The organism is Pseudomonas sp. EU05-FHT14B02 (assembly GCF_058791055.1).
The window spans coordinates 85,963-112,152 of sequence record NZ_JBYTDD010000010.1 but is presented as its reverse complement, the minus strand read 5'-3'; the positions used below and the strand labels follow the sequence as shown (position 1 = coordinate 112,152).

27 protein-coding genes are annotated in these 26,190 nt (G+C 60.3%); 1 reads left to right on the top strand and 26 read right to left on the bottom strand.

Annotated features, from left to right (window positions below):
- Positions 1–22: 22 nt before the first annotated feature.
- The 11 genes from AC3WTM_RS11860 to flhA form a co-directional block, all read right to left on the bottom strand.
- Positions 23–811, bottom strand: a complete 789-nt coding sequence (locus tag AC3WTM_RS11860) for a ParA family protein (RefSeq protein ID WP_008000390.1) — start codon at positions 809–811, stop codon at positions 23–25.
- Between the two features lie 43 nt (positions 812–854).
- On the bottom strand, positions 855–1,745 hold the full coding sequence (motD, locus tag AC3WTM_RS11855) for a flagellar motor protein MotD (RefSeq protein WP_057398383.1): 891 nt from the start codon (positions 1,743–1,745) through the stop codon (positions 855–857).
- 15 nt (positions 1,746–1,760) lie between these two features.
- Positions 1,761–2,501 (bottom strand): flagellar motor protein, encoded by a 741-nt coding sequence (locus AC3WTM_RS11850; RefSeq protein ID WP_057715870.1) that lies wholly within the window; start codon positions 2,499–2,501, stop codon positions 1,761–1,763.
- Positions 2,501–3,625: a protein-glutamate methylesterase/protein-glutamine glutaminase gene (locus AC3WTM_RS11845; RefSeq protein WP_102669719.1), complete on the bottom strand. Its 1,125-nt coding sequence runs from the start codon at positions 3,623–3,625 to the stop codon at positions 2,501–2,503. Before AC3WTM_RS11845 ends, AC3WTM_RS11850 begins: the two co-directional genes overlap by 1 nt.
- A 48-nt stretch (positions 3,626–3,673) precedes the next feature.
- The gene (locus AC3WTM_RS11840) at positions 3,674–5,938 is read right to left on the bottom strand and encodes a chemotaxis protein CheA (RefSeq protein WP_102669720.1); all 2,265 of its coding nucleotides are present in this window, start codon (positions 5,936–5,938) and stop codon (positions 3,674–3,676) included.
- Positions 5,939–5,984: 46 nt separating this feature from the next.
- Entirely contained in the window at positions 5,985–6,773 is a 789-nt protein-coding gene (locus tag AC3WTM_RS11835; RefSeq protein ID WP_008052267.1) for a protein phosphatase CheZ, read from the bottom strand.
- Positions 6,774–6,794: 21 nt separating this feature from the next.
- Positions 6,795–7,166, bottom strand: coding sequence for a chemotaxis response regulator CheY (locus tag AC3WTM_RS11830; protein ID WP_003183998.1), 372 nt, complete (start codon positions 7,164–7,166; stop codon positions 6,795–6,797).
- Between the two features lie 167 nt (positions 7,167–7,333).
- A complete protein-coding gene (gene fliA, locus AC3WTM_RS11825) occupies positions 7,334–8,074 on the bottom strand; it encodes an RNA polymerase sigma factor FliA (protein WP_057715873.1) in 741 nt (246 codons plus the stop codon).
- Positions 8,071–8,901, bottom strand: coding sequence for a flagellar synthesis regulator FleN (gene fleN, locus AC3WTM_RS11820; RefSeq protein ID WP_008001746.1), 831 nt, complete (start codon positions 8,899–8,901; stop codon positions 8,071–8,073). Before fleN ends, fliA begins: the two co-directional genes overlap by 4 nt.
- 116 nt (positions 8,902–9,017) lie before the next feature.
- The gene (gene flhF / locus AC3WTM_RS11815) at positions 9,018–10,346 is read right to left on the bottom strand and encodes a flagellar biosynthesis GTPase FlhF (protein ID WP_102669721.1); all 1,329 of its coding nucleotides are present in this window, start codon (positions 10,344–10,346) and stop codon (positions 9,018–9,020) included.
- A gap of 11 nt (positions 10,347–10,357) precedes the next feature.
- Complete coding sequence (gene flhA / locus AC3WTM_RS11810; RefSeq protein ID WP_102669722.1) at positions 10,358–12,487, bottom strand: flagellar biosynthesis protein FlhA; 2,130 nt, start codon at positions 12,485–12,487, stop codon at positions 10,358–10,360.
- A gap of 380 nt (positions 12,488–12,867) precedes the next feature.
- Between flhA and AC3WTM_RS11805 the strand changes: the two genes are divergently transcribed.
- On the top strand, positions 12,868–13,935 hold the full coding sequence (locus AC3WTM_RS11805) for an RHS repeat-associated core domain-containing protein (protein WP_102669724.1): 1,068 nt from the start codon (positions 12,868–12,870) through the stop codon (positions 13,933–13,935).
- Between the two features lie 18 nt (positions 13,936–13,953).
- Here AC3WTM_RS11805 and flhB read toward each other — a convergent pair whose 3' ends face one another.
- From flhB to fliH, 15 genes are all read right to left on the bottom strand, one after another.
- A complete protein-coding gene (flhB, locus tag AC3WTM_RS11800) occupies positions 13,954–15,093 on the bottom strand; it encodes a flagellar biosynthesis protein FlhB (protein ID WP_102669725.1) in 1,140 nt (379 codons plus the stop codon).
- Between the two features lie 3 nt (positions 15,094–15,096).
- Entirely contained in the window at positions 15,097–15,879 is a 783-nt protein-coding gene (gene fliR, locus AC3WTM_RS11795) for a flagellar biosynthetic protein FliR (RefSeq protein WP_102669726.1), read from the bottom strand.
- Positions 15,880–15,882: 3 nt separating this feature from the next.
- The gene (gene fliQ, locus AC3WTM_RS11790; RefSeq protein ID WP_057398373.1) at positions 15,883–16,152 is read right to left on the bottom strand and encodes a flagellar biosynthesis protein FliQ; all 270 of its coding nucleotides are present in this window, start codon (positions 16,150–16,152) and stop codon (positions 15,883–15,885) included.
- Entirely contained in the window at positions 16,149–16,907 is a 759-nt protein-coding gene (gene fliP / locus AC3WTM_RS11785; RefSeq protein WP_057715878.1) for a flagellar type III secretion system pore protein FliP, read from the bottom strand. The genes fliQ and fliP overlap by 4 nt, the downstream gene beginning before the upstream one ends.
- Entirely contained in the window at positions 16,907–17,320 is a 414-nt protein-coding gene (gene fliO, locus AC3WTM_RS11780; RefSeq protein WP_102669727.1) for a flagellar biosynthetic protein FliO, read from the bottom strand. The genes fliP and fliO overlap by 1 nt, the downstream gene beginning before the upstream one ends.
- A 30-nt stretch (positions 17,321–17,350) precedes the next feature.
- A complete protein-coding gene (gene fliN, locus AC3WTM_RS11775; RefSeq protein ID WP_057398370.1) occupies positions 17,351–17,797 on the bottom strand; it encodes a flagellar motor switch protein FliN in 447 nt (148 codons plus the stop codon).
- Positions 17,798–17,863: 66 nt separating this feature from the next.
- A complete protein-coding gene (fliM, locus tag AC3WTM_RS11770) occupies positions 17,864–18,832 on the bottom strand; it encodes a flagellar motor switch protein FliM (protein WP_015096242.1) in 969 nt (322 codons plus the stop codon).
- 9 nt (positions 18,833–18,841) lie between these two features.
- Entirely contained in the window at positions 18,842–19,345 is a 504-nt protein-coding gene (gene fliL, locus AC3WTM_RS11765; RefSeq protein WP_102669728.1) for a flagellar basal body-associated protein FliL, read from the bottom strand.
- Positions 19,346–19,578: 233 nt separating this feature from the next.
- A complete protein-coding gene (locus AC3WTM_RS11760; protein WP_102669729.1) occupies positions 19,579–20,925 on the bottom strand; it encodes a flagellar hook-length control protein FliK in 1,347 nt (448 codons plus the stop codon).
- A 100-nt stretch (positions 20,926–21,025) separates the two neighbouring features.
- Positions 21,026–21,376, bottom strand: coding sequence for an Hpt domain-containing protein (locus tag AC3WTM_RS11755; RefSeq protein ID WP_102669730.1), 351 nt, complete (start codon positions 21,374–21,376; stop codon positions 21,026–21,028).
- Positions 21,377–21,406: 30 nt separating this feature from the next.
- Entirely contained in the window at positions 21,407–23,116 is a 1,710-nt protein-coding gene (locus AC3WTM_RS11750; RefSeq protein ID WP_102669792.1) for an ATP-binding SpoIIE family protein phosphatase, read from the bottom strand.
- A gap of 5 nt (positions 23,117–23,121) precedes the next feature.
- Positions 23,122–23,427: an STAS domain-containing protein gene (locus tag AC3WTM_RS11745; RefSeq protein WP_102669731.1), complete on the bottom strand. Its 306-nt coding sequence runs from the start codon at positions 23,425–23,427 to the stop codon at positions 23,122–23,124.
- 157 nt (positions 23,428–23,584) lie between these two features.
- Positions 23,585–24,034 (bottom strand): flagellar export protein FliJ, encoded by a 450-nt coding sequence (gene fliJ, locus AC3WTM_RS11740; RefSeq protein WP_090453830.1) that lies wholly within the window; start codon positions 24,032–24,034, stop codon positions 23,585–23,587.
- 6 nt (positions 24,035–24,040) lie between these two features.
- Positions 24,041–25,399 (bottom strand): flagellar protein export ATPase FliI, encoded by a 1,359-nt coding sequence (gene fliI, locus AC3WTM_RS11735; protein WP_102669732.1) that lies wholly within the window; start codon positions 25,397–25,399, stop codon positions 24,041–24,043.
- On the bottom strand, positions 25,389–26,186 hold the full coding sequence (gene fliH, locus AC3WTM_RS11730; RefSeq protein ID WP_102669733.1) for a flagellar assembly protein FliH: 798 nt from the start codon (positions 26,184–26,186) through the stop codon (positions 25,389–25,391). Before fliH ends, fliI begins: the two co-directional genes overlap by 11 nt.
- Between the last annotated feature and the right edge of the window lie 4 nt (positions 26,187–26,190).

Below are 26,190 nucleotides of genomic sequence, written 5' to 3'. Positions count from 1 at the left end.
TCCTACAGGAATTGGATTCATCTCATGCCACCTGCGGCACAAGTTGAGCCGCCAGCAGATGCTTGAGCAGCGCGCGGTAAGCGAGAACGCCACGGCTCTTGCCGTCGAACTGCGAAGGCGTCAGACCGGCGCGGCTGGCATCGCGCAGGCGCGTGTCCACCGGGATGTAGCCTTGCCAGATTTCGTCGGGGAATTTGTCGCGCAGCACGCGCAACGTTCCAAGGGACGCCTGGGTGCGGCGGTCAAACAGGGTCGGCACGATGGTGAAGGGCAGCGCCTGTTTGCGAGAGCGATTGATCATCGCCAGGGTGTTGACCATGCGCTCAAGGCCTTTGACCGCCAGATGCTCGGTCTGCACCGGGATCACCAGTTGCTGGCTCGCCGCCAAGGCATTGACCATCAGCACGCCGAGCAATGGCGGGCTGTCGATCACTGCGTAATCGAAGTCCTGCCACAGTTGCGCCAGGCTCTTGGCAATCACCAGGCCCAAACCGCTCTGCCCCGGCGACTGGCGCTCAAGGGTGGCCAGTGCGGTGCTGGAGGGCAATAGGGAGATGCGTTCATCACTGGTCGACAGCAGCAGTTGACCCGGCAGGCCTTGGGGCACGTTGCCTTTGTGCAGGAACAAATCGTAGCTGCTGTGCTCCAGGGCGTCGGGATCGTAGCCGAAGTAGCTGGTCATGGAGCCGTGGGGGTCGAGATCGACCACGACCACGCGCTTGCCCGCCTCCGCCAGTAAACCGGCTAAAGCGATGGAGGAAGTGGTTTTACCGACACCACCCTTTTGATTGGCGACTGCCCAGACTCTCATTCGGATTGTTCCTCCCGGCCGAACGGATCGACCGAGAAATAGCTCAACGTGTTAATGCGGGTGACGGAGAATTGACGGCGTTCTCTCGTACCGGCGACTTGACCGGGGTCGGTGCAGTTTGTGTGCCAGCACGCTTCAATGCGGCATCCGGTTGCGCATGGGCGGTTCCGGTGCCGGTCAGGCTGCGGCGAACATCGAGGTTGCGCGACACCACCAGCACCACGCGACGGTTGCGGGCGCGGCCTTCGGCGGTGGCGTTGTTGGCCACCGGCTGGAACTCGCCGTAGCCCACCGAAGCCAGGCGACCGGGGTTCACCCCTTGCATCGCCAGCATGCGCACGATGCTGGCCGAGCGGGCCGAGGACAGCTCCCAGTTGGTCGGATACTGCGCAGTGCGGATCGGTTGGTCGTCAGTGAAACCTTCGACATGGATCGGGTTGTCGAACGGCTTCAGGATCGCCGCGACCTTGTCGATGATGTTGAACGCGATGTCGCTGGGCATGGCGTCGCCACTGCCGAACAGCAGGCTGGAATTGAGCTCGATCTCGACCCACAACTCGTTGCCGCGCACGGTCATCTGGTTGGAGCTGATCAGGTCACCGAATGCCGCGCTGATGTCGTCGGCGATGCTCTTGAGTGGATCGCTGGCGCCGGCAATACCGGCATCGACCTGGTCACTATCCTTTACCAGCGGCTTGGCCGGGGTCACGGTCTTCGGCCGCTCGTCACCGATGGGGATCGGCTTGAGCGAACGGTCGGAGTCGGTAAAGACCCCGATCAATGCCTCGGAAATGACCTTGTACTTGCCTTCGTTGATCGATGAGATGGAGTACATCACCACGAAAAAGGCGAACAGCAAAGTGATGAAGTCGGCATAGGAAACCAGCCAACGTTCATGATTTACATGCTCTTCATGCTGGCGACGACGTGCCATGGTCCATGTCTCCCATCAATCCATGAAGCCCTGAAGCTTCAATTCAATGGAGCGTGGGTTTTCACCTTCGGCAATCGACAGGAGCCCTTCCAGCAACATTTCGCGATAACGCGACTGGCGCAACGCGATGGATTTGAGTTTGGCGGCAATCGGCAGCAGCACCAGGTTGGCGCTGGCCACGCCGTAGATAGTGGCGACGAACGCCACGGCAATACCGCTGCCCAGTTGAGATGGATCAGCGAGGTTGCCCATGACATGAATCAGGCCCATGACCGCACCGATGATGCCGATGGTCGGCGCGTAACCGCCCATGCTTTCAAAGACTTTGGCCGCTTCGATGTCGCGGCTTTCCTGGGTGTAGAAGTCCACTTCCAGAATGCTGCGGATCGCTTCCGGCTCGGCCCCGTCAACCAGCAGTTGCAGGCCTTTGCGTGCGTAGTTGTCGGGCTCGGCGTCGGCGATGCCTTCAAGACCCAGCAGACCTTCCTTGCGGGCGGTCAGGCTCCAGTTCACCACGCGATCGATGCCACCAGCCAGATCGACACGGGGCGGGAACAGGATCCAGGCGAGGATCTGCATGGCGCGCTTGAAGGCACTCATCGGCGATTGCAGTAGCGCGGCGCCAATGGTGCCGCCGAGCACGATCAGCGCTGCCGGGCCGTTGGCCAGGGCGCCGAGGTGACCGCCTTCAAGGTAGTTGCCACCGATGATCGCGACAAAGGCCATGATGATGCCAATCAGGCTTAGAACATCCATCAGATACAGGCCTCGACCAGGTGCTTGCCAATGTCGTCAAGGCTGTACACCGCGTCGGCGAGCTCGGCTTTGACGATGGCCATCGGCATGCCGTAGATCACGCAACTGGCTTCGTCTTGAGCCCAGATCGAACTGCCGCCTTGCTTGAGCAGGCGCGCGCCTTCGCGGCCGTCGGCGCCCATGCCGGTCAGGACCACCGCCAGAACTTTGTCACCATAGGTCTTGGCTGCCGAACCGAAGGTGATGTCCACGCACGGCTTGTAATTGAGACGTTCGTCACCCGGGAGGATTTTCACCGCGCCGCGGCCGTCGATCATCATCTGTTTGCCACCCGGTGCCAGTAGCGCCAGGCCCGGACGCAGGATATCGCCATCCTCGGCTTCCTTGACGCTGATGCGGCAGAGCTTGTCCAGGCGCTCGGCGAAGGCCTTGGTGAAGGCCGCCGGCATGTGTTGAACCAGCACGATCGGGGCCGGGAAGTTGGCCGGCAATTGGGTCAACACTCGCTGCAGTGCGACCGGGCCGCCGGTGGATGTACCGATGGCCACCAGTTTGAAGGCTTTGCGTTTCGGCGCGGGCGACGACGCAGTGGCCGCGTGCGTACGCGCGGGGATCGGTGCCGGACGTACAGGCGCACTGCTGCCGTAACTGCCGACGCTCGAAGGCGCAGCTGTTGGAGCAGGTGCGACCACAGGGGCCGGAGCGCTGTAAGTGCTGACGCGACGATTGCTGCGCGAGATGCTCAGGATCTTCTCGCACAACAGTTGCTTGACCTTCTCTGGGTTGCGCGAGATATCTTCGAAATTCTTCGGCAGGAAGTCCACCGCGCCGGCATCCAGCGCATCAAGGGTGACCCGGGCGCCTTCGTGGGTCAGCGAGGAGAACATCAGGACCGGGGTCGGGCAGCGTTGCATGATGTGCCGCACGGCGGTGATGCCGTCCATCATCGGCATCTCGTAGTCCATGGTGATCACATCCGGCTTGAGGGCCAGCGCCTGATCAATCGCCTCTTTGCCGTTGGTCGCCGTGCCGACGACCTGGATATTGGAATCCGCTGAAAGAATTTCCGAGACGCGGCGGCGGAAAAAACCCGAATCGTCCACCACCAGGACTTTGACTGCCATAAACACTCCATTAGATGGAGCGAGGCCAGGCGCCTCGCTCCACCAGAATCAAATACGCCGTGTGGCGTAACGCTTGAGCATGCTCGGAACATCGAGAATCAGCGCGATGCGGCCGTCACCGGTGATGGTAGCGCCGGACATGCCCGGGGTTCCCTGGAGCATTTTGCCCAATGGCTTGATGACTACTTCTTCCTGGCCCACCAGTTGATCGACGACAAAGCCGATCCGCTGCGTGCCCACCGAAAGGATCACCACATGGCCCTCGCGCTGCTCTTCGTGAGCGGCGGAGCTGACCAGCCAGCGTTTGAGATAGAACAATGGCAGCGCCTTGTCCCGCACGATCACCACTTCCTGGCCGTCCACGACGTTGGTGGTCGACAGGTCTAGGTGGAAGATCTCGTTGACGTTCACCAGCGGGAACGCAAACGCCTGGTTACCGAGCATGACCATCAGCGTCGGCATGATCGCCAGGGTCAGCGGCACCTTGATGACGATCTTCGAACCCTGGCCCTTGGCCGAGTAGATGTTGATCGAGCCGTTGAGCTGGGAAATCTTGGTTTTCACCACGTCCATGCCCACGCCACGACCCGATACGTCGGAAATCTCGGTCTTGGTCGAGAAACCCGGGGCGAAGATCAGGTTGTAGCATTCGGTGTCGCTCAGGCGATCGGCGGCGTCCTTGTCCATCACACCGCGTTTTACCGCGATGGAACGCAGCACGTTCGGGTCCATGCCCTTGCCGTCGTCAGAGATCGACAGCAGGATGTGGTCGCCTTCCTGCTCCGCCGCCAGGATCACCTTGCCACCCCGGGCCTTGCCCGAGGCTTCGCGTTCTTCCGGCGACTCGATGCCGTGGTCAACCGCGTTGCGCACCAAGTGGACCAGCGGGTCGGCCAGGGCCTCGACGAGGTTCTTGTCGAGGTCGGTTTCTTCGCCGACCAGCTCCAGGTTGATCTCTTTCTTGAGCTGGCGGGCCAAATCGCGAACCAGACGCGGGAAGCGCCCGAAGACTTTCTTGATCGGTTGCATCCGGGTCTTCATGACCGCGGTTTGCAAGTCGGCGGTGACCACGTCGAGGTTCGACACGGCCTTGGACATGGCTTCGTCGCCGCTGTTGAGGCCCAGGCGGACCAGGCGGTTACGCACCAGCACCAACTCGCCGACCATGTTCATGATCTCGTCCAGACGCGCAGTATCAACACGTACGGTGGTCTCGGCTTCGCTCGCCGGCTTTTCGGCCGGTGGCGCGGCCGGAGCACGGGACAATGCCGGTGCAGCAGTTGCCGGGGCCGGCGCTTCGGCTTTTGACTCGGGGGCCCTGGCCACCGGTTTCGGCGCGGCTGCCTTGGCGGCAGGTGCCGCAACCGAGGCGTTGGCGCCGGTTGCCGTTCCAACCGTCGCGCCCACTTCAGTGAACTTGCCTTTGCCGTGCAATTCGTCGAGCAGCGCTTCGAATTCGTGATCGGAAATCAGATCGCTGCCGGCCGCCACCGCGCTCGGTGCCGCGGGTGCAGGCACAGAAGCAATGGCCGACTCCAGCGCCTCGACAGCAAAATTACCCTTGCCGTGCAGCTGGTCGAGCAGTGCTTCGAATTCGTCGTCAGTAATATCGGAACTGTCGCCAGTCACTTTCGGGGCTTCTGGCGCAGCCGGTGCCGGGACCACCGCGTCAACGGCGAACTGGCCTTTACCGTGCAGTTGATCGAGCAACGACTCGAACTCGGCATCGGTGATTTCGTCGCTGCCAGCGGCATTGCCGGCAGGCGCTGGAACAGCCGCCGGGGCCTCGGCCTGGGCCTTGACGGCGTTCAGCGAGTCCAGCAGTTGTTCGAATTCATTGTCGGTGATATCGCCCGACTCGCTTTCAGCCACAGGCGCTTCGACCACGGCGACGACAGGTGCGGCAGCCGCCTCGTCAGCCGATTGCGGCTCGGCCAGACGGGCCAGTGCCGCGAGCAGTTCCGGTGTCGCGGCCGTGATCGGGCTGCGTTCGCGGACTTCGCTGAACATGCTGTTCACCGCGTCCAGCGCTTCGAGAACCACGTCCATCAGTTCCGAGTCGACGCGACGCTCGCCCTTGCGCAGGATGTCGAACACGTTCTCGGCGATGTGGCAGCACTCCACCAGCTCGTTGAGCTGGAGGAAGCCGGCGCCCCCTTTTACAGTGTGAAAACCGCGAAAAATTGCATTGAGCAAATCCGCATCATCCGGACGGCTTTCCAGCTCGACCAGTTGCTCGGACAGTTGCTCTAGAATCTCGCCGGCCTCAACCAGGAAATCCTGAAGGATCTCTTCATCGGCGCCGAAGCTCATTAAGGGGGTGCTCCTAAAGGTCTAAAAACCTAAAATGCCTAAAATTCTAAAACCCTAGGCTGGATAGCAAATCGTCCACATCGTCCTGACCGGACACAACGTCTTCTCTTTTATCGGCATGAATCTGCGGACCTTCACCCTGAGAGAGATGTTTTTGTGGATCTTTTTCAGCAAGCATCGCTTCACGGTCATGCTCGATGCCCGCAAAGCGGTCCACCTGACTGGCCATCAGCACGAGCTTGAGCAGGTTGCTTTCAACTTCGGTGACCAACTGGGTCACACGCTTGATCACCTGGCCTGTGAGGTCCTGGTAATCCTGGGCGAGCAGGATGTCGTTGAGGTTGCCCGACACCGCGCGATTGTCCGTGCCGCTGCGTGTCAGGAACCCGTCGACCCGCCGGGCCAGTTCACGAAACTCTTCGGCGCCGACTTCGCGACGCATGAAGCGCCCCCAGTCCGCGCTCAACACTTTGGCTTCATCGGCCAGGCCATTGACCAGCGGCGTGGCACTTTCCACCAGATCCATGGTGCGGTTGGCCGCAGCCTCGGTCAGCTTGACCACATACCCCAGGCGCTCGGTGGCGTCGGTGATCTGCGACACTTCTTCGGCCTGCGGCATGTGCGGGTCAATCTGGAAATTGACGATCGCGCTATGCAGTTCGCGGGTGAGCTTGCCCACTTCCTGATACAGGCCGCGGTCACGGGTCTGGTTGAGCTCATGGATCAATTGCACCGCGTCGCCGAACTTGCCTTTTTCAAGGCTCTCGACCAATTCGACGGCGTGTTTTTTCAGGGTCGATTCAAAATCGCCCAATGAAGTTTCGTTATTGCCCATAGCTCCCCCGTGGCGCACTCATCAACCGATGCGTTCGAAAATCTTCTCGATTTTTTCTTTCAACGCCTGGGCCGTGAAGGGCTTGACCACATAGCCGTTAACGCCGGCCTGGGCCGCTTCGATGATCTGCTCGCGCTTGGCTTCAGCGGTCACCATCAGCACCGGCAGGTGCTTGAGCTTTTCATCGGCACGCACGTGACGCAGCAGGTCGATACCGGTCATGCCAGGCATGTTCCAGTCCGTTACCAGAAAGTCGATGCTTCCGCTGTTGAGCACCGGAATGGCGGTAGTGCCATCGTCGGCCTCGACGGTGTTGGTGAACCCAAGGTCACGCAGCAGGTTCTTGATGATCCGCCGCATCGTTGAGAAGTCATCAACGATGAGGATTTTCATGTTCTTGTCCAATTCGACCTCCAAGCAGTCTTAAACGCGCCCAGCACCTGGACACGCCATTTCAATCAATCCGGCAAAGCACTCAATGACTGTCTGGAGCACAACAGATCGCGACCGGCGCAGTTCAACACCACACCAACCTCGTTCGCAGTGCCCCCACACTGCCTTCAGCGCGCTCGCCACTCCCCCAAACGCCCCCGCAAACGGGCCGCGCACTGGCTGTGTAACTGGCTGACCCGCGATTCGCTGACCCCCAGGACCTCACCGATTTCCTTGAGATTCAACTCTTCGTCGTAGTACAGCGCCAACACCAGTCGCTCACGCTCCGGCAAATTGGCAATCGCATCCGCCAGCGCAGCCTGGAAGCGTTCATCCTCCAGGTCGCGTGACGGCTCGACATGAGCACTCGCGCCATCCTCGTGCAGCCCTTCGTGTTCGCCGTCCTGCAACAGGTCGTCGAAACTGAACAGCCGGCTGCCCAGGGTGTCGTTCAAAATTCCGTAGTAATCGTCGAGACTCAATTGGAGTTCGGCCGCAACTTCGTGATCTTTAGCGTCACGGCCGGTTTTAGCTTCAATCGAGCGAATGGCATCGCTGACCATGCGCGTATTGCGGTGCACCGAACGTGGCGCCCAGTCCCCCTTGCGCACTTCATCGAGCATGGCGCCGCGGATTCGTATGCCCGCGTACGTCTCGAAACTGGCGCCTTTGCCGGCGTCATATTTGGTCGACACTTCAAGCAGGCCAATCATCCCGGCCTGGATCAGGTCTTCGACCTGGACACTGGCCGGCAAACGCGCCAGCAAGTGGTAGGCAATGCGTTTAACCAGCGGCGCGTAACGCTCGATCAGCTCGTACTGCGCATCACGGGCCGACTTCTTGTAGAGGTTGTAGCCGCTGGCTGTCATAGAACAGGTCCTGCGGTCTGCTGCACGAGGCGCTCGACGAAAAACTCCAGGTGCCCGCGCGGATTGGCAGGCAGCGGCCAGGTATCAACCTTCTGCGCGATGGCCTTGAACGCCAGCGAGCACTTGGAACGCGGGAAAGCCTCGTAGACGGCGCGCTGCTTCTGCACCGCCTTGCGCACGCTTTCGTCGTAAGGCACCGCACCGACGTATTGCAGGGCGACGTCGAGGAAGCGATCCGTAACCTTGGTCAACTTGGCGAACAGGTTGCGTCCTTCCTGCGGGCTCTGGGCCATATTGGCCAGGACGCGGAAGCGGTTCATGCCATAGTCGCGATTGAGCAACTTGATCAAGGCGTAGGCATCGGTGATCGAGGTCGGTTCGTCGCATACCACAAGCAGCACTTCCTGGGCTGCCCGGACGAAACTGACTACCGAGTCACCAATGCCCGCAGCGGTGTCGATCACCAGTACGTCGAGGTTATCGCCGATATCACTGAAGGCCTGAATCAGGCCGGCGTGTTGCGCGGGACTCAGATGCACCATGCTCTGAGTGCCGGATGCGGCCGGAACGATACGGATGCCGCCGGGTCCCTGCAGCAATACATCGCGCAGTTCGCAGCGGCCCTCGATCACGTCGGCCAGAGTACGTTTGGGTGTCAGGCCCAGCAGAACGTCGACGTTCGCCAGTCCCAGGTCGGCGTCCAACAGCATGACGCGCCGGCCAAGTTCGGCCAAAGCCAGGGACAAGTTCACTGACACATTAGTTTTCCCGACGCCACCTTTGCCGCCGGTCACCGCGATCACCTGTACGGGATGCATGCTGCCCATGTTATTTCTTTACCTTGTCTTGCATAGACGGAGGCCACATTACTGGCTGCGCGTTCACAAACGGAACAATGCATGGCAGACCATCGATGTAGGTACAAAAACTGTTCATTATTACCTCAGCCGACCTGCTTGGTCGGGCTGTGGTAGATGTCAGCGAACATGTCAGCCATGGCTTCTTCGCTGGGTTCTTCCTGCATTTGCACGCTCACGGCGCGGCTGACCAATTGATGACGGCGCGGCAGATGCAAATCATCCGGGATCCGCGGGCCATCGGTCAGGTAAGCCACCGGCAGTTCATGACTGATGGCAAGGCTCAACACCTCACCCAGACTAGCCGTTTCATCCAGTTTAGTCAGAATGCAGCCGGCGAGCCCGCAGCGCTTGTAACTGTGATAAGCGGCCGTTAGAACCTGTTTCTGGCTGGTGGTTGCCAGGACCAGATAATTTTTTGATTTGATGCCGCGACCGGCCAGGCTTTCGAGCTGCATGCGCAGCGCCGGATCGCTGGCCTGCAGGCCCGCGGTATCGATCAGCACCACGCGTTTGCGCAGCAATGGTTCCAGGGCCTGCACCAGGGACTGGCCGGGATCGACGTGGGTCACCGACACATTGAGAATGCGCCCCAGGGTCTTGAGCTGTTCCTGGGCGCCGATGCGGAAGCTGTCCATGCTCACCAGCGCAATGTTCTGCGCGCCGTACTTGAGCACGTAACGGGCGGCCAGCTTGGCCAGGGTAGTGGTCTTGCCCATGCCGGCAGGGCCGACCATGGCGATCACTCCGCCCTCTTCCAGCGGCTCGACTTCCGGGGTAACGATCATGCGCGCCAGGTGCGCCAGCAACATACGCCAGGCCTGACGAGGCTCTTCGATTTCGGTGATCATTGCCAGCAGGTCGCGCGACAGCGGGCCAGACAGGCCGATGCGTTGCAGGCGACGCCAGAGGTTGGCCTGGTCCGGACGGCTGCCTTGCAGCTGATTCCAGGCCAGGGAGCCGAGCTGTACTTCCATGAGTTCGCGCAGGCTGTTGAGCTCGAAACGCATCGAGTCGAATGCACGCGGGTCCACGCCACCGGACGCTGGCGCAGCGGCCGGCGCGGGACGACGGGGTTCGGCATAGGTCGGCTCGATCAGCGGCTCGGCGGCAGTCAATGGCAATCCGGCGAACAGCTGGCGATTGGTTGCATTGTCGCTCTCGCCTTCGCCACGCAGGCTCAATTCGGCCTGGGCGGTGACGATCCGCGACTGAGTCTTGCGCAATTCGTCTTCGAGTTCCATGTTCGGAACCCGCGGCGCCAGCGCCGACAACTTGTAATCCAGCGCAGCTGTCAGTTCGACCCCCCCGGCGATCCGGCGGTTGCCAATGATGGCGGCATCAGCGCCCAGCTCATCGCGAACCAGCTTCATGGCCTGACGCATATCGGCGGCGAAAAAACGCTTAACTTGCATAAACCACTACCTCAGCCGTTGGGCCCTACTGTCGCAACGATGGTCACTTGCTTGTTGTCAGGGATTTCCTGATAAGCCAACACATGCAAACCCGGGACTGCGAGCCGGCCAAATCGCGAGAGCATCGCGCGAACCGGACCGGCCACCAGCAGAATCACCGGCTGACCTTGCATCTCCTGACGCTGTGCCGCGTCGATCAACGAACGTTGCAGCTTCTCAGCCATGCTTGGCTCCAGCAGAACGCCCTCTTCAGAACCTTGTCCTGCCTTTTGCAGACTATTGAGCAATATCTGTTCCAACCTTGGCTCCAGCGTGATAACTGGCAGCTCCGACTCAGTGCCTACAATGCTTTGGACAATTGCCCGGGATACGCCAACCCGCACGGCAGCCACCAGCGCGGCGGTATCTTGACTCTTGGCGGCATTGTTGGCGATCGCCTCGGCAATACTGCGGATATCGCGAACTGGCACTTGTTCGGCCAACAGCGCTTGCAACACCTTGAGCAACTGCGACAGCGAAACCACGCCCGGCACCAGCTCTTCGGCCAGTTTCGGCGAGCTTTTGGCCAGCAATTGCATGAGTTGCTGCACTTCTTCGTGACCGATCAGCTCACTGGAATGCTTGTAGAGTATCTGGTTCAAGTGAGTAGCCACTACTGTACTGGCATCGACCACTGTATAACCGAGGGATTGCGCCTGGGCGCGCTGGCTGATTTCGATCCAGACCGCCTCCAGGCCGAAAGCCGGATCTTTGGCGGTAATGCCGTTGAGCGTGCCGTAGACCTGCCCCGGGTTGATCGCCAGCTCGCGATCCGGGTAAATCTCCGCTTCGGCCAGGATTACCCCCATGAGAGTCAGGCGATAGGCACTCGGCGCCAGGTCGAGGTTGTCGCGGATATGCACCGTGGGCATCAGGAAACCCAGATCCTGGGACAGCTTCTTGCGCACGCCCTTGATTCGCGCCAGCAACTGGCCGCCCTGGTTGCGGTCCACCAGCGGAATCAGGCGATACCCCACCTCCAGGCCGATCATGTCGATCGGCGTCACGTCATCCCAGCCAAGCTCCCTGGTTTCCTGGGCGCGGGCCGGCGACGGCAGCAACTCCTGCTGGCGCTTGACCTCTTGCAGGGCGTGAACCTTGGCCACGTTCTGCTTCTTCCAGAACAGGTAAGCACCACCGGCCGCCAGGGCCGCCATGCTCAGGAACGAGAAGTGCGGCATGCCGGGCACCAGGCCCATGACCGCCATCAAACCGGCTGCCACCGCCAGCGCCTTGGGCGAGGCGAACATCTGGCGATTGATTTGCTTGCCCATGTCTTCCGAACCGGACGCACGGGTCACCATGATTGCCGCTGCTGTCGATAACAACAGTGATGGCAATTGCGCCACCAAACCGTCACCGATGGTCAGCAGCGCATACACCTTTCCGGCGTCACCGAAGGTCATGCCGTGCTGGAAGATACCGACCGCCATGCCGCCAATCAGGTTGATGAACAGGATCAACAGACCGGCGATGGCGTCACCACGGACGAATTTGCTGGCACCGTCCATGGAACCGTAGAACTCGGCTTCCTGGGCCACTTCCGAACGGCGGGCCTTGGCCTGAGCCTGATCGATCAGGCCGGCGTTGAGGTCGGCGTCGATCGCCATTTGCTTGCCAGGCATCGCATCGAGGGTGAAACGCGCGCTCACCTCGGAAATCCGCCCCGCGCCCTTGGTCACCACGACGAAGTTGATGATCATCAAAATCGCGAAGACCACGATACCGACCACGTAGTTACCGCCGATCACCACCTCGCCGAAGGCCTGGATCACCTTGCCGGCCGCCGCATGACCGTCCTGGCCGTGGAGCATCACCACCCGCGTCGAAGCCACGTTCAGCGCCAGGCGCAACAACGTCGCCACCAGCAGAATGGTCGGAAACACCGCGAAATCCAGCGGTCGCAGGGCATAGACGCACACCAGCAGCACGACGATGGACAGGGCAATGTTGAAGGTGAAGAACACGTCCAGCAGGAACGGCGGCACCGGCAACATCATCATCGCCAGCATGACCAGCAGCAACAGCGGCACGCCCAGATTGCCTCGACTGAGGTCGGCAACGTTTGTGCGGGCACTGTTGATTAACTGAGAGCGATCCACCGGTATTCCCCGTTCCTTTAAAGCAAACTTTTGACGCCTGAAGCGGGCGCAGGGCGGCTACTGCAAGAAGCTTTCCAACTTTTGCGTGGAGGGAAATTGAGGGTGTGGAGTAAGCCTGTGCAGCTGCAGAAAAAGGCTAAATTTCAAAACAGCGGAGAACCCTGTGGGAGCGAGCTTGCTCGCGATGACGTCGGCACAACAAACATACTTGCTGGCTGACCCACCGCTATCGCGAGCAAGCTCACTCCAACAGGAATTGCGGCGCTTCGAACTGCCCACCCGCCGCAAAGACTACTGAACCTATCAGTTCTGCTAGTACCCACCTGCGACTGACCGACCGATACTCAATCGCCCTCCCTTTGAGAATCTGGAGCCCCCCCATGGAATCCACACAACCCATCCTGCGTTGCCGCTACAGCTATGACCCTCTGGATCGCCTGATCAGCCAGCTTCAACCGGATGCACCCGCTCACCAGCGCTTTTACTGCAAAAGCAGGCTGGCCACCGAGATACAGGGTGCGATGCGCTTTTCGATCGTCCAGCAGGGTGACCAGTTGTTGGCACAACAAAGTGGTGGTGATGCGCCTGATACCACCCTGCTTGCCACCGATCAGCAGCGCTCGGTGCTGCAGACGCTCAAGGCCAATCATCCACCGCAGTTCATCGCCTATTCACCCTATGGTCACCGTCCTGTTGAAAGCGGACTACTCAGCCTGCTTGGTTTTAACGGCGAACGGCCAGATCCGGTAACCGGGTTTTATTTGCTGGGGAATGGGTATCGGGCGTTTAATCCAGTGTTGATGCGATTTAACAGTACGGATAGTTTGAGTCCGTTTGGGGTGGGGGGTCTGAATGCGTATACCTATTGCGCGGGGGAACCAGTGCTTGGAAGCGATCCAACAGGACATAAAATGGTTTTCTGGAAGAGCCCCAGTAGAGTGCTTTCCGGTAGTACTTCACCCGGTGTCGTTACGCGCACTGCACGCCCTGCATTGGATATCGCTCCATCCAATATCGCTCGACAAGCGAATTTAATTCCCCCCCACACAAGGTCCAATCTCGGCCTATCGGAAGCACGATTGAATCGCCTAACGTTAGATCAGAGGGTAACGCAGTCGCAAATAGCCAGCACGGTAGCTCCTAGATTGAGGGTGAATATGGCGCGATCGGTGCGAATCGAAACATTGCCCGCGGCAAGAAATACTAATGCCGACCTCCCACCGAGCTATGCGTCTATCGTTGACCCGCCGCCATATCGCGACTCCATGATGGACCGAGTCAACGAACGTTCTCCAGTCGCAAGCTCCCACGAACAAGCAGCCCCCAGGACCGGAGACATGCAAGAGGTCGCCATAGGACCAGTGACGTTCCGAGAACGTATGAGTTTTTTTGAAAATCCAATGCGCAGAATAAGGTCTGGATCAGACCCCACTCATAGTAATGCATGAATCGCAGGGTTAATCCCCTCAAGCATCCCGCCGCAAATCCGGCGGAATCGGCAGATCATCCTTAAGCGGATCAGGCCGCTTGCCCTTGCCCGCCCGGTACTGGCGAATCTGATAAACGTAAGCCAGCACCTGCGCAACCGCCAGGTAGAGCCCGCCGGGAATCTCCTGCTCCAGTTCCGTGGAGTAGTAAATCGACCGAGCCAGCGCCGGAGACTCCAGCAACAGAATCTCGTTGGCCGCCGCGATCTCACGGATCTTCAGGGCCAGGAAGTCGCTACCCTTGGCCAGCAATACCGGCGCATTACCCTTTTCCGGGTCGTACTTGAGGGCCACGGCGTAGTGCGTCGGGTTGGTAATGACCACGTCGGCCTCGGGAATGGCGGCCATCATCCGTCGCTGGGACATCTCGCGCTGCAGCTGACGGATCCGTTGTTTGACCTCCGGCCGCCCTTCCTGGTCCTTGTGTTCATCGCGCACTTCCTGCTTGGTCATCAGCAGCTTCTTGTGGCTTTCCCAGAGCTGCACCGGCACATCCACCGCCGCGATCAGAATCAGCCCGCACGCCATCCAAAGGGTGCTCCAGCCCACGACTTGCAGGCTGTGAATGATCGCCATATCCAAGGGCTCATGGGCGATGCGCAGCAGGTCGTCGATGTCCGACGACAGCACCGCCAGCGCCACAAACAGGATGATGATGAACTTGGCCAGAGCTTTGAGCAGTTCGACCAGCGACTTGGTCGAGAACATGCGTTTGAGGCCGGGACCGGGGTTCAAGCGACTGAATTTGGGCGCCATGGAACTTGCCGCGAACAGCCAGCCACCCAGGGAAATCGGACCGATGATGGCAGCCAGCACCAGCGTAATCATCACTGGCTGGATCGACCACAGGGCAATTTGCCCAGAGCGCATCAGGTAGTTGGCCATGGAGCGCTGATCCAGAATCACCTCCCGCGACAGCGAGAAGTTGATGCGCATCAGCTCCATCATGTCCTGCGCCATGGCGCCGCCAAAAATCAGCAGCGCCGAGGCGCCGACCAGCATGATCGCCAGGGTGTTGAGCTCCTTGGACCGCGCTACCTCGCCCTTTTCACGGGAGTCCTGCTTGCGTTTCTCCGTGGGGTCTTCTGTTTTGTCCTGACCGCTTTCGCTCTCGGCCATGACTCAGCTCGCCCGTGCCATTTCGCGTAACAACTGCAAGGCCTCGGAGGCCAGCGGTTGATACTGGTTGAGAATATCCGCCAGCCCGACCCAGACAATGAACAGCCCAAGTACCAGGATCAGCGGGAAGCCGACAGAGAATATATTGAGTTGCGGCGCCGCCCGGGTCATGACGCCAAACGCGATGTTGACCACTAGCAACGCGGTGACCGCCGGCAGTACCAGCAACAGCGCCGCACCGAGCACCCAGCCGAGCTTGCCGGCCAGTTCCCAATAGTGGTTGACCATCAGGCCGCCCCCCACCGGCAACGTAGTGAAACTCTCGGTGAGGATCTCGAACACCACCAGATGACCGTTCATGGACAGGAACAGCAGCGTCACCAGCATGGTGAAAAACTGCCCGATCACCGCCGTCGATACGCCGTTGGCCGGGTCGATCATGGAGGCGAAGCCCATGCCCATCTGGATGGCGACGATTTGCCCGGCCACCACAAAGGCCTGGAAGAACAGCTGCAAGGAAAAACCCATCACCGCACCGATGAGAATCTGCTCGGCAATCAGCAATAGCCCGCTCAAATCCAGGGCATTGACCGGCGGCATCGGCGGCAAGCCCGGCGCGATGACCACGGTGATGGCCAACGCGAAATACAGGCGGATGCGCCGGGGCAGCAAGGTCGTGCCAAATACCGGCATGACCATCAGCAAGGCGCCGACGCGAAACAGCGGCAACATGAACGTCGCCACCCAGGTGCTGATCTGGGTATCGGTCAGTGCAAGCAGTGACATGGCTTAGCCGATGACCTGAGGAATACTGCCGTACAACTGCAGGATGTAGTCCATGAAGGTCTGCACCAGCCATGGACCGCCAACGATCAGCGTCACCAGCATCACCAACAGGCGCGGCAAAAAGCTCAGGGTCTGTTCGTTGATCTGCGTGGCGGCCTGAAACATCGCCACCAACAGACCCACCAGCAAACTCGGAATTACCAGCACAGCGACCATCATGGTGGTCAGCCACAGCGCTTCGCGAAAGATGTCGACCGCAACTTCCGGGGTCATGGCGAGACACCGCCGAAGCTACTGGCCAGCGTGCCGATGATCAGCGCCCAGCCATCCACCAGCACGAACAACATGATCTTGAATGGCAGGGAAATGATTAGCGGCGACAGCATCATCATACCCATGGCCATCAACACGCTGGCCACGACCAGGTCGATGATCAGGAACGGAATGAAGATCATGAAGCCAATCTGGAATGCCGTTTTGAGCTCGGAGGTCACGAAGGCCGGCACCAGGATGGTCAATGGTGCCTGATCCGGCGTCGCGATGTCGGTGCGCTTGGACAGGCGCATGAACAGTTCCAGATCGCTGGTGCGGGTCTGGGCGAGCATGAAGTTCTTGATCGGCACCTGGGCCTTGGCAACCGCATCCTGGGCCGTCAGTTTTTCCGCCAGATACGGCTGCAAGGCGTCTTGGTTCACCCGGTCGAACACCGGCGCCATGATGAACAGGGTCAAGAACAGCGCCATGCCGGTGAGGATCTGGTTCGACGGTGTCTGCTGCAGGCCCAGGGCCTGACGCAGGATCGAGAAGACAATGATGATCCGGGTGAAACTGGTCATCAGCATGACAAACGCCGGGATAAAACTCAGCGCAGTCATGATCAGCAGGATTTGCAGGCTGACCGAGTATTCCTGTGCACCCTGCGCATTGGTGCCCAGGGTGATGGCCGGGATCGACAACGGATCGGCGGCGAATGCCAGCGGCGCGGCCAGCATCAGGGTCAGCATCAAGGCGATGCGCAGCGCACCCATTACTTCTTATCCTTCTGATCTTTACCCAGCATTTCCAACAGGCGCTGGGCAAATTCCGGCGTCGGCTTCTCGGTACTCGGCACTTGCACCGGCTCCTTGAGCACATGCAGCGCGGTGATGTTGCCGGGGCTCAGGCCCAACAGGATCTGCTCGTTGCCGACCTGCACCAGCATCAGGCGGTCGCGAGGTCCCAGCGCGCGGGAACCGACAATCTCGATTACCTGCCCCTTGCCAGCCGGACCGGCCTGCTGGACCCGACGCAGCAACCAGGCGAGGAGGAAGATCAGCCCCAGCACCAGCAGCAAGCCGAACACCAGTTGCGTCAGTTGCCCAGCCACACCACTACTCACCGCCGGCGCGGCAGCCGTGGTCGCCGTAGCGACAGGCTCAGCCGCCAGCACGCTGAACGGCATCGCCAATACAAACCCGAGAACCCTTTTCACTCAGCGCAGCTTCTTGATGCGTTCGCTTGGGCTGATCACGTCCGTCAGGCGGATGCCGAACTTCTCGTTGACCACCACCACTTCGCCGTGGGCGATGAGCGTGCCATTGACCAGCACATCCAGCGGCTCGCCGGCCAGGCGATCAAGCTCGATAACCGAACCCTGGTTCAGTTGCAGCAGGTTGCGGATGTTGATGTCGGTGCTGCCCACTTCCATGGAAATCGACACCGGGATATCGAGGATCACGTCCAGGTTCGGGCCTTCGAGGCTCACCGGATCGTTGTTTTTCGGCACACTGCCGAACTCTTCCATGGGCAGGCGGTTGGATGCGGAACTACCGGAGTCGGCGGCCAGCAAAGCATCGATATCGGCCTGCCCGGCATCACCGGTTTCCTCCAGGGCTGCCGCCCACTCGTCAGCCAGAGCCTGGTCGTCTTGCGTGTTCATTTGTCAGTGTCCTCGGCGAGCAAAAATTCAGAATTCGGTTTAATTGCGAATGGGTACGAGCACCGGTCAACGGCGCTCGATCGGCTCGATCACTTGCAACGCCAGATTGCCCTTGTGCGAGCCCATCTTGACCTTGAAGGCCGGCACGCCGTTGGCGCGCATGATCATTTCTTCCGGCATGTCGACCGGGATCACATCCCCCGGCTGCATGTGCAGGATGTCGCGCAGGCGCAACTGACGACGAGCCACCGTCGCACCGATCGGTACGTCGACGTCCAGCACGTCCTGGCGCAGGGCGTTGACCCAGCGCTCGTCCTGATCGTCGAGATCCGACTGGAAGCCGGCGTCGAGCATTTCGCGCACTGGCTCGATCATCGAGTACGGCATGGTCACGTGCAGGTCGCCGCCACCGCCATCGAGTTCGATGTGAAAGGTCGACACCACAATCGCCTCGCTCGGGCCGACGATGTTGGCCATGGCCGGGTTCACTTCCGAGTTGATGTACTCGAAGTTGACTTCCATGATCGCCTGCCAGGCTTCCTTCAAATCGACGAACGCCTGCTCCAGCACCATGCGTACCACGCGCAGTTCGGTCGGCGTAAATTCACGCCCTTCGATCTTGGCGTGGCGGCCGTCGCCACCGAAGAAGTTGTCCACCAGCTTGAACACCAGTTTGGCGTCGAGGATGAACAGCGCGGTGCCGCGCAGGGGTTTGATCTTGACCAGGTTGAGACTGGTCGGCACGTACAGCGAGTGCACGTATTCGCCGAACTTCATCACCTGCACACCGCCGACCGCCACGTCTGCCGAGCGACGCAGCATGTTGAACATGCTGATGCGTGTGTAGCGGGCGAATCGCTCGTTGATCATTTCCAGGGTCGGCATGCGTCCACGGACGATGCGATCCTGACTGGTCAGGTCATAGCTTTTGACGCTGCCCGGTTCAGCAGCGTTTTCGGTCTGTACCAGACCATCGTCGACGCCATGCAACAGCGCGTCGATCTCATCCTGGGACAGCAGGTCCTGCACGGCCATGTCGTGTTCCTACTGCAGTACGAAATTAGTGAAAAGCAACTGTTCGATCACCACTTTACCGAGCTCTTTCTGCGCCACTTCCTGGACACTGGCGGTAGCTTTCTGCCGCAGCATTTCCTGGCCGACCGGCGAGGCGAGGGTCGCGAAGTCCTGCCCGGAGAACAACATCACCAGGTTATTGCGGATCACCGGCATGTGGACCTTGAGCGCGTCCAGATCCGCCTGGTTGCGCGCGAGCATGGTGATGCTCACTTGCATGTAGCGCTGGCGACCGTTCTGGTTGAAGTTGGCCACGAAAGCCGGCGCCATCGCCTCGAAAATCGCTGGCTGCTTGCCGACAGGAGCGATTTGCTCCACTGCGGCGGCAGGCTTGCTCTGAGCGCTGTGCATGAAGTACCAGGTCGCCCCCACGGACACACCGATCGCCAGCAGCAGGGCCAGCACGATCACGATAATCAGCTTGAGTTTGCCTTTGGTTGCGGGGTCTTTTACTGCTGCGTCGCTCTTCGCCATGCCAATAATCCGTCACTATTCGGGTTTTCACAGTCGCACGGCAAGGCAAGAGCAAGTGTTATGCCAGAAGTATCGGGAAGAGCTGGGCGGACCGGCTTCGATCGGAAGATCACCACGAAGCCACTGTGGGAGCGAGCTTGCTCGCGATGGCATTTTAACAGTCAACATTTTCATCGACTGTTACACCGCTATCGCGAGCAAGCTCGCTCCCACAGGGTTAGGTGTTAGTTTGGTCAGGCGTAGTAATCGACCGCGCTGGAGCCGATCACGCTGGTGGTATTGACCGCCGCTTCAGCGACGCTTGGGGTGATGTCATCATCCATTGAATCGAGGCGACCGCCGGTGGCACTGGTCCGCCCGCTCTGACCTTGCCGTGCTTGTTCCTGCCCTTGCTGCGAACCACGGGACTGGTCCGAAACGTTGACATCGACTTGCCCCATGCCCTGCTGAGCGAACATGTCGCGCAGGCGATGGACCTGCCCATCCAGCGCCTCACGGACACCCGGATGCGCACTCATGAAAGTGACCTGGGTCTGTTGATCGGGAACCATGTTCACCCGAATGTCCAGACGCCCGAGTTCAGCAGGCTGCAACTGGATGTCCGCCGCCTTGAGATTGGCGCTGGACAGGTACATGACCCGATTCACCACCTCTTCGGTCCAACCGCTCTGGTGCATGGCGATTGGCTGGTTCACCGGCAAGGCATTGGCTGTCTTCGGTGTGGCCGCCTGGGTCAGCGCTGCCAGACGGCTGGCAAAATCATCGACGCGGGTGTCGTTGCTGGCGGACTTGAGATCTTTCAGGCCGTCATCGATCAGGCCGCTGAAAGCCTTGTCTTCGCCCGGGCTGGTGTCGCTCTTGTCGCCCTTAACATCCAACAGGGTCGCCATGCCGGCGGCAAAATTTTGCTCCGATGTCAGCTCTGCGTCAGCCGGGGCTTGCGCCTGTGTCGGTGCAGCCTTGGGCTGCGCCTGGCTGGAAGCCGATACGTGACCGCCCTGCTCCATCGCCAGGCGCACCGCCGGCAATGCGTCAAGCGGATCGGTCGAGGGATCGAAGTCGTCGACTGCAGTGGCCAGCGCTGGAGCGAGTACAGCCGTAGCCGTAGCGGCAACCGGCGCATCAACGACCGGTTGCACGGTGTCGACCACGGCGGGGGCTACCGATGCCGATACGATGGATTGCAATGAAGGATCAAGCGCCGGATCTGGCAGTGCGGCATTAACGACCGGAGCCGGGTCGGCATCTGACGCATCATCGCCAGCGACCTTGTCGCCAGCCTGCACCGAACTACCGGCAGGCAAGGATTTGCCGCCATCGGCAACCACCGGTTCCTCGGCGGCAGACCTGTCATCACCTGCGTCTTTGGTTCCGGCAACATCGCTGGTTTTGTCGCGACCCGGCTTGAGCGAGGCATCCGCCAACACAGTGGGCTTGCTTTGCGCCTGATCGGCGTAGACATCAGCGAAGCTTGCGGCCTTGCCCCCGGGCTCAGCGGTCTGCGCAGGAGGATTGGCGGAGCCAGCTTGAGTCTTGGCCTGCCTGGAGGCCGGAAGCAGAATATCGGGGGTAACGGGCATGAAACGGTCTCCGCTGCACGGGGCTCGTAAGTACAGTTGGATGAGTTGATTGCAAAGGTCGAGCCAGTTTCACTCGAAGAGGAACAAATGCAGCGTGTGCTCAGATTTTCGCCGGGCAACGCTGTCGTTCAGCTTCGTACAGAGGTCGGATATCGGCGAATTCCCGGTCGATCTCGCCGACCAGTTCCTGAACGGCGGCCCATGGCAAATCTTTGGCCTGCCGTTCAAGTTGATGGCAGAGCTCTGTCAGCCGGTAGGCACCCATATTGCTGCTGCTGCCCTTGAAGCTATGGGCGGTTTCAACGAGCCTTGCGACACTGTCAGCTGTTCTCAAGACTTTCAGGCGCTCTTCGGAGTCTGCAAGAAAGATAACCAGCAGATCCGAATAGCCCTCTTCCATCACTTCCTGCAATGCGTTCAGCACGTCGCGATCCACATGTGTGTCGTCCACTTGCTCACTCCTTGATCAAGAATGCGCGGATTATGCCAGAGCCTCCCAGATAAACTCCACGCGTGCACTTCGCCCATTGTCGGTCCAGCGGGCATTACGCCCCAACTGGCGGATCAGACTGACCCCACGCCCCGACAGGCGGACGTCTTCCAAAGGTCTTGCCATCACCCGCTCGACATCGAAACCCTTACCGCTGTCTTCGATGTGAATGGTCAGGCAACCGCCATCGTCCGTTGGCGTAACCTGCAAATGTAAACGTACATAGCCATCCAGCAGCTCGTCCAGCCGGGTATTGCGCTCTTGATAATATCGCGCAAAACCCGAGGCATCGCGCTTGAGACTCGAATCCAGCCCCAGAACGCCATGCTCCAGCGCATTGGAGTAGAGCTCCGCCAGCACACTATAGAGCGCACCGCTCTGAGCCCGAAGACCATGGACCTCAAGCAATAACTGCAACAGGTAGGGTAACGGATTGAAGCGCTTGAGCGTGGCGGCGCGAAACTCGAAACTTACCGACCAGTCCAGCGGGCAGGACTGGCCGCTGTCGGAGTAGACCAACGCCGGCGGAGTGATTTGCGTCGACTCCAACAGGCTGACTTCGACCATGCTGACATCGTCACGCGCTTCACCGCCGAAATGACGCAGCGCATGCTCGATCTCTTCGAACAGCGCATCCGGATGCCGATTGGCGGCAAACACCTGCTGTAATCGCTGCACGCCAAACAGTTGATCATTGGCGTCGCAGGTATCGATCACCCCATCGGACAGCAGAAACACCCGATCCCCGAGGGCCATGGGATACACCTCGGTACGCTCATCGAAGGATTCCGGACTCAACACACCCAACGGCAGGTTCCGCGCCGGCAGAGGCGTTCGCTCGCCACTGGCAACGCGATGCAGGTAACCGTCCGGCATACCGCCATTCCAGACTTCCACCGAACGACGCTGAAAACTCAGGCACAGCAACGTGGCACAGCAGAACATGTCCACCGGCAGGATGCGCTTGAGCTTGGCATTCATCTCGCGCAGGATTTCCGCCAGGCCATAGCCCTTGGCGGTCATGCCGTAGAAGACTTCGGCCAAGGGCATCGCACCCACTGCCGCTGGCAAACCGTGGCCGGTGAAATCGCCCAGCAGCACGTGCATGTCTCCGGCCGGGGTGAACGCGGCCAGCAACAGGTCGCCGTTGAACAGCGCATAGGGCGATTGCAGATAACGGATATTCGGAGCGGCATTCAGACAGCCGGAGTGCGCCACCTTGTCAAAAACGGCCTTGGCCACACGCTGTTCGTTGAGCAGGTAGTCGTGGTGGCGGGCGATCTGGTCACGCTGTTGCAGCACGGTGTCCTGCAAGCGCCGCAAGCGATCCATCGCATTGATCTTGGCAGCGAGAATCACCTGGTTGTAGGGCTTGGCCAGAAAGTCGTCACCGCCGACTTCCAGGCAACGTGCCAGGGCTTCGCTTTCGGACAATGACGTGAGGAAGATGATCGGCACCAGGGTTTCCCCGGCCAGAGCCTTGATCTGCCGGGCCGCCTCGAAGCCGTCCATGACCGGCATCATCGCATCCATCAACACCAGGTGCGGTTGTTGCCGACTAAACACGTCGACCGCTTCCGCGCCGTTGGCCGCCGTCAGCACGTTGTGCCCCTGACGACGCAGGATACTCGACAACAGCAGGCGATCGGCGGCACTGTCTTCAGCGATCAGTATCGTCAACGGTTCAAACAACGATTGCACGGCCGTCACGCCACGTCGAAGATCTGTTCGAAGTTGGAGATGGCGAGAATCTTGCGCACATCGGCGTTGGCGTTGGTCAACGTGATCTCGGCGTTCTCTCCACCGGCATGATCACGCAACAGCAACAACATACCGAGCGCTGAACTGTCGAGGTAAGTGGCGTCCTTCAGGTTCACTTCAAAGGACTCAGGTTTTGGCTCAAGGTTTTCGTAGGATTCACGAAATTCCTGATGCTTGGCGAAATCGAATCGTCCCTTGATCGATATCGTCAGTTTTTGCCCATCCGGAGAGATTTCTGTAATGACTGGCATTTCATGGCTTCCTTGTCATTGGTAAACCCGCTTGCACAAGGTTTAGCATTTGGTAGAGGTTGGAGCAAGGCGGTAGGTTGTGGTGACTGTCGAATCGTTATCGCTGTAAGCCTGACATCCCCGTGCGCTCACAGGTTCATCGCGAGCGAGCTCGCTCCTACAGGTGATCCTGCCGTGGCAAGCGCTGGGACAATTCATCCAGCAATTTCTGTTCGCGCCGGTCTTCAAGCGCCCGCGCCTCATCGGCATAGCGCTGAACCAGCTTGCGCAAGCCTTCGACCCGGGCAAACGCCTGCTGCCAGGTTTCCCGGGCCTTGTTCAGGTTGTTCTGATGCCAGGCCAGGCTTTGTCGCTGCTGGTCGATGGCCGTGCCCAGTTGCGCAAGAAAGCCCTGATAGCCCAGCAACCATTGGCCCGAGACGCCACCGCTGCCGCGCACGATCCATTGCTCCTGATAGTCGAGACGGAAGGCTTCGAGGTCGGCGAGTTTGCTTTCGGCCAAACGCACTTGCCCCTGAAAGTGCCCCAGGCGCTGGACTGCGGTTTTCTCGGCCTTTTCGGCCATTTCCACCACGGGGGCCAGGCGCCCTGCCCGAGTCTGGGCCATGGCCGGTTAGCCGCCCGCCGCGGGCGCGAAGATCGACGCGAGGTAAGCTTCGCTTTCGCCCAGGCTGATGCTGTCGTTGAGCCCCTGGCGCAGGTATTTGACCAGTTGCGGCTGTAAGGAAATCGCCAGGTCGGTCTCGCGGTCGCCGCCAGCGACGTAGGCGCCGACGCTGATCAGGTCGCGACTCTGCTGATAGCGCGACCACAATTGCTTGAAATACTGCGCTCGCATCATGTGCTCCGGCGACACCACCGCCGGCATCACCCGGCTGATGGATGCCTCGATATCAATGGCCGGGTAATGACCTTCCTCGGCTAGTCGCCGGGACAGCACGATGTGCCCGTCGAGCACGCCCCGCGCCGAGTCAGCAATCGGGTCCTGCTGGTCATCGCCTTCGGACAGCACGGTGTAGAACGCGGTGATCGAACCACCACCCTTCTCGGCATTACCGGCCCGCTCCACCAGTTTCGGCAGCTTGGCGAATACCGACGGCGGATAGCCTTTGGTCGCTGGCGGCTCGCCGATGGCAAGAGCGATTTCCCGCTGCGCCTGGGCGAAACGGGTCAGCGAATCCATCAGCAACAAGACGTTCTTGCCCTTGTCGCGGAAATATTCGGCGATGCGCGTGCAGTACATCGCGGCGCGCAGTCGCATCAGCGGCGCATCGTCCGCCGGGGACGCCACCACTACCGAACGCTTGAGCCCTTCTTCACCGAGGATGTGCTCGATGAATTCTTTAACTTCACGCCCCCGCTCACCGATCAGCCCGACGACGATAATGTCGGCCTCGGTAAAGCGCGTCATCATCCCCAACAGCACGGATTTGCCGACACCGGTACCGGCGAACAGGCCGAGCCGCTGGCCGCGGCCAACCGTCAACATGCCATTGATGCAACGGATGCCCACGTCCAGCGGTTCGCTGATCGGTTCGCGCTTGAGCGGGTTGATGGTCGGGCCGTCCATTGGCACCCAGTCTTCGGCCTTCATCCCGCCCTTGCCGTCCAGCGCACGACCGGCGCCATCCAGCACCCGCCCGAGCATGCTCATGCCCATGGGCAGGCGACCGGTATCGGCCAAGGGCACCACTCGGGCACCGGGCGCAATGCCGGCGACACTGCCGACTGGCATCAGGAAGACTTTACTGCCGGAGAAGCCCATCACCTCGGCTTCGACCTGCATCGGGTGATAGCTGTCGTCATTGATGACCATGCAACGACTGCCCATGGCGGCGCGCAGGCCCTCGGCTTCGAGGGTCAGGCCGACCATGCGTAGCAGGCGGCCCTCAAGGATCGGCGCGCCGGCCAATTCTGTCGCCTCGGCGTAACTGCCCAGCCGTCTGGCGAAGCTGGTGCGTTCAAGGCGCATCAGACGTATCCGGCTCCGGCGCGGCCGCAGGCTTGCTGTCGATCGGCAGTTCCAGGCTCAGGTCCGGCGCGGCCGGGTGCAAGGCCTGCTCGTGCAACTGATCGAACAGCTTGTCCATCACCCGTGCGACACGGGTTTCAACCGTGGCGTCGATACGGCTGTGTTCTGTCTCAACCCGGCAACCGCCAGGCAACAGCGCTTCGTCCTCGACGATGCGCCAGGTTTCTTCATGACGTTCGCGCAGGGCTTTGACCTGTTCGAAATCCTGCGGATTGATGTACAGCCGCACATTGCCCACGCCCAGCGGCAACAGCTTGAGCGCCTCGCGCATCACGTGTTCGATCTGCGTCGAGTCGATGGCCAGTTCGCGCTGGATCACCTGCCTGGTGATGTGCTGCACAAGGTCGACCAGGGACTTTTCAATCTCAGTGTCCTGTTCGGCAATAGGCTCGAGCAGGTGCGTCATCAGTTGCTCCAACGCCGCAATTTTGGCGGTCAGGGCCATTTCGGCTTCCTGGCGGACCTTGAGCGTGGTGCTGTGGAAACCTTCCTTCTCACCCACCGCGAAGCCTTCGTTGTAGGCTTCCTGGCGAATGCTTTCGAGCTCTTCGAGGGTCAGTGGCTGGACTTCCTCCAGCGGCACTTCCTCCATTTCCGGCGGTTCGGGTTCAGGCTCAGGTTCCGGCTCGGGCTCCGGCGGGTCGAAACTGGGCAGCGCCCAGGTATCGAATCCACTGACATCCCTGGCCCGGATCAGGTCAGTGGGCGCATCATCATTCTTGACCATGGTG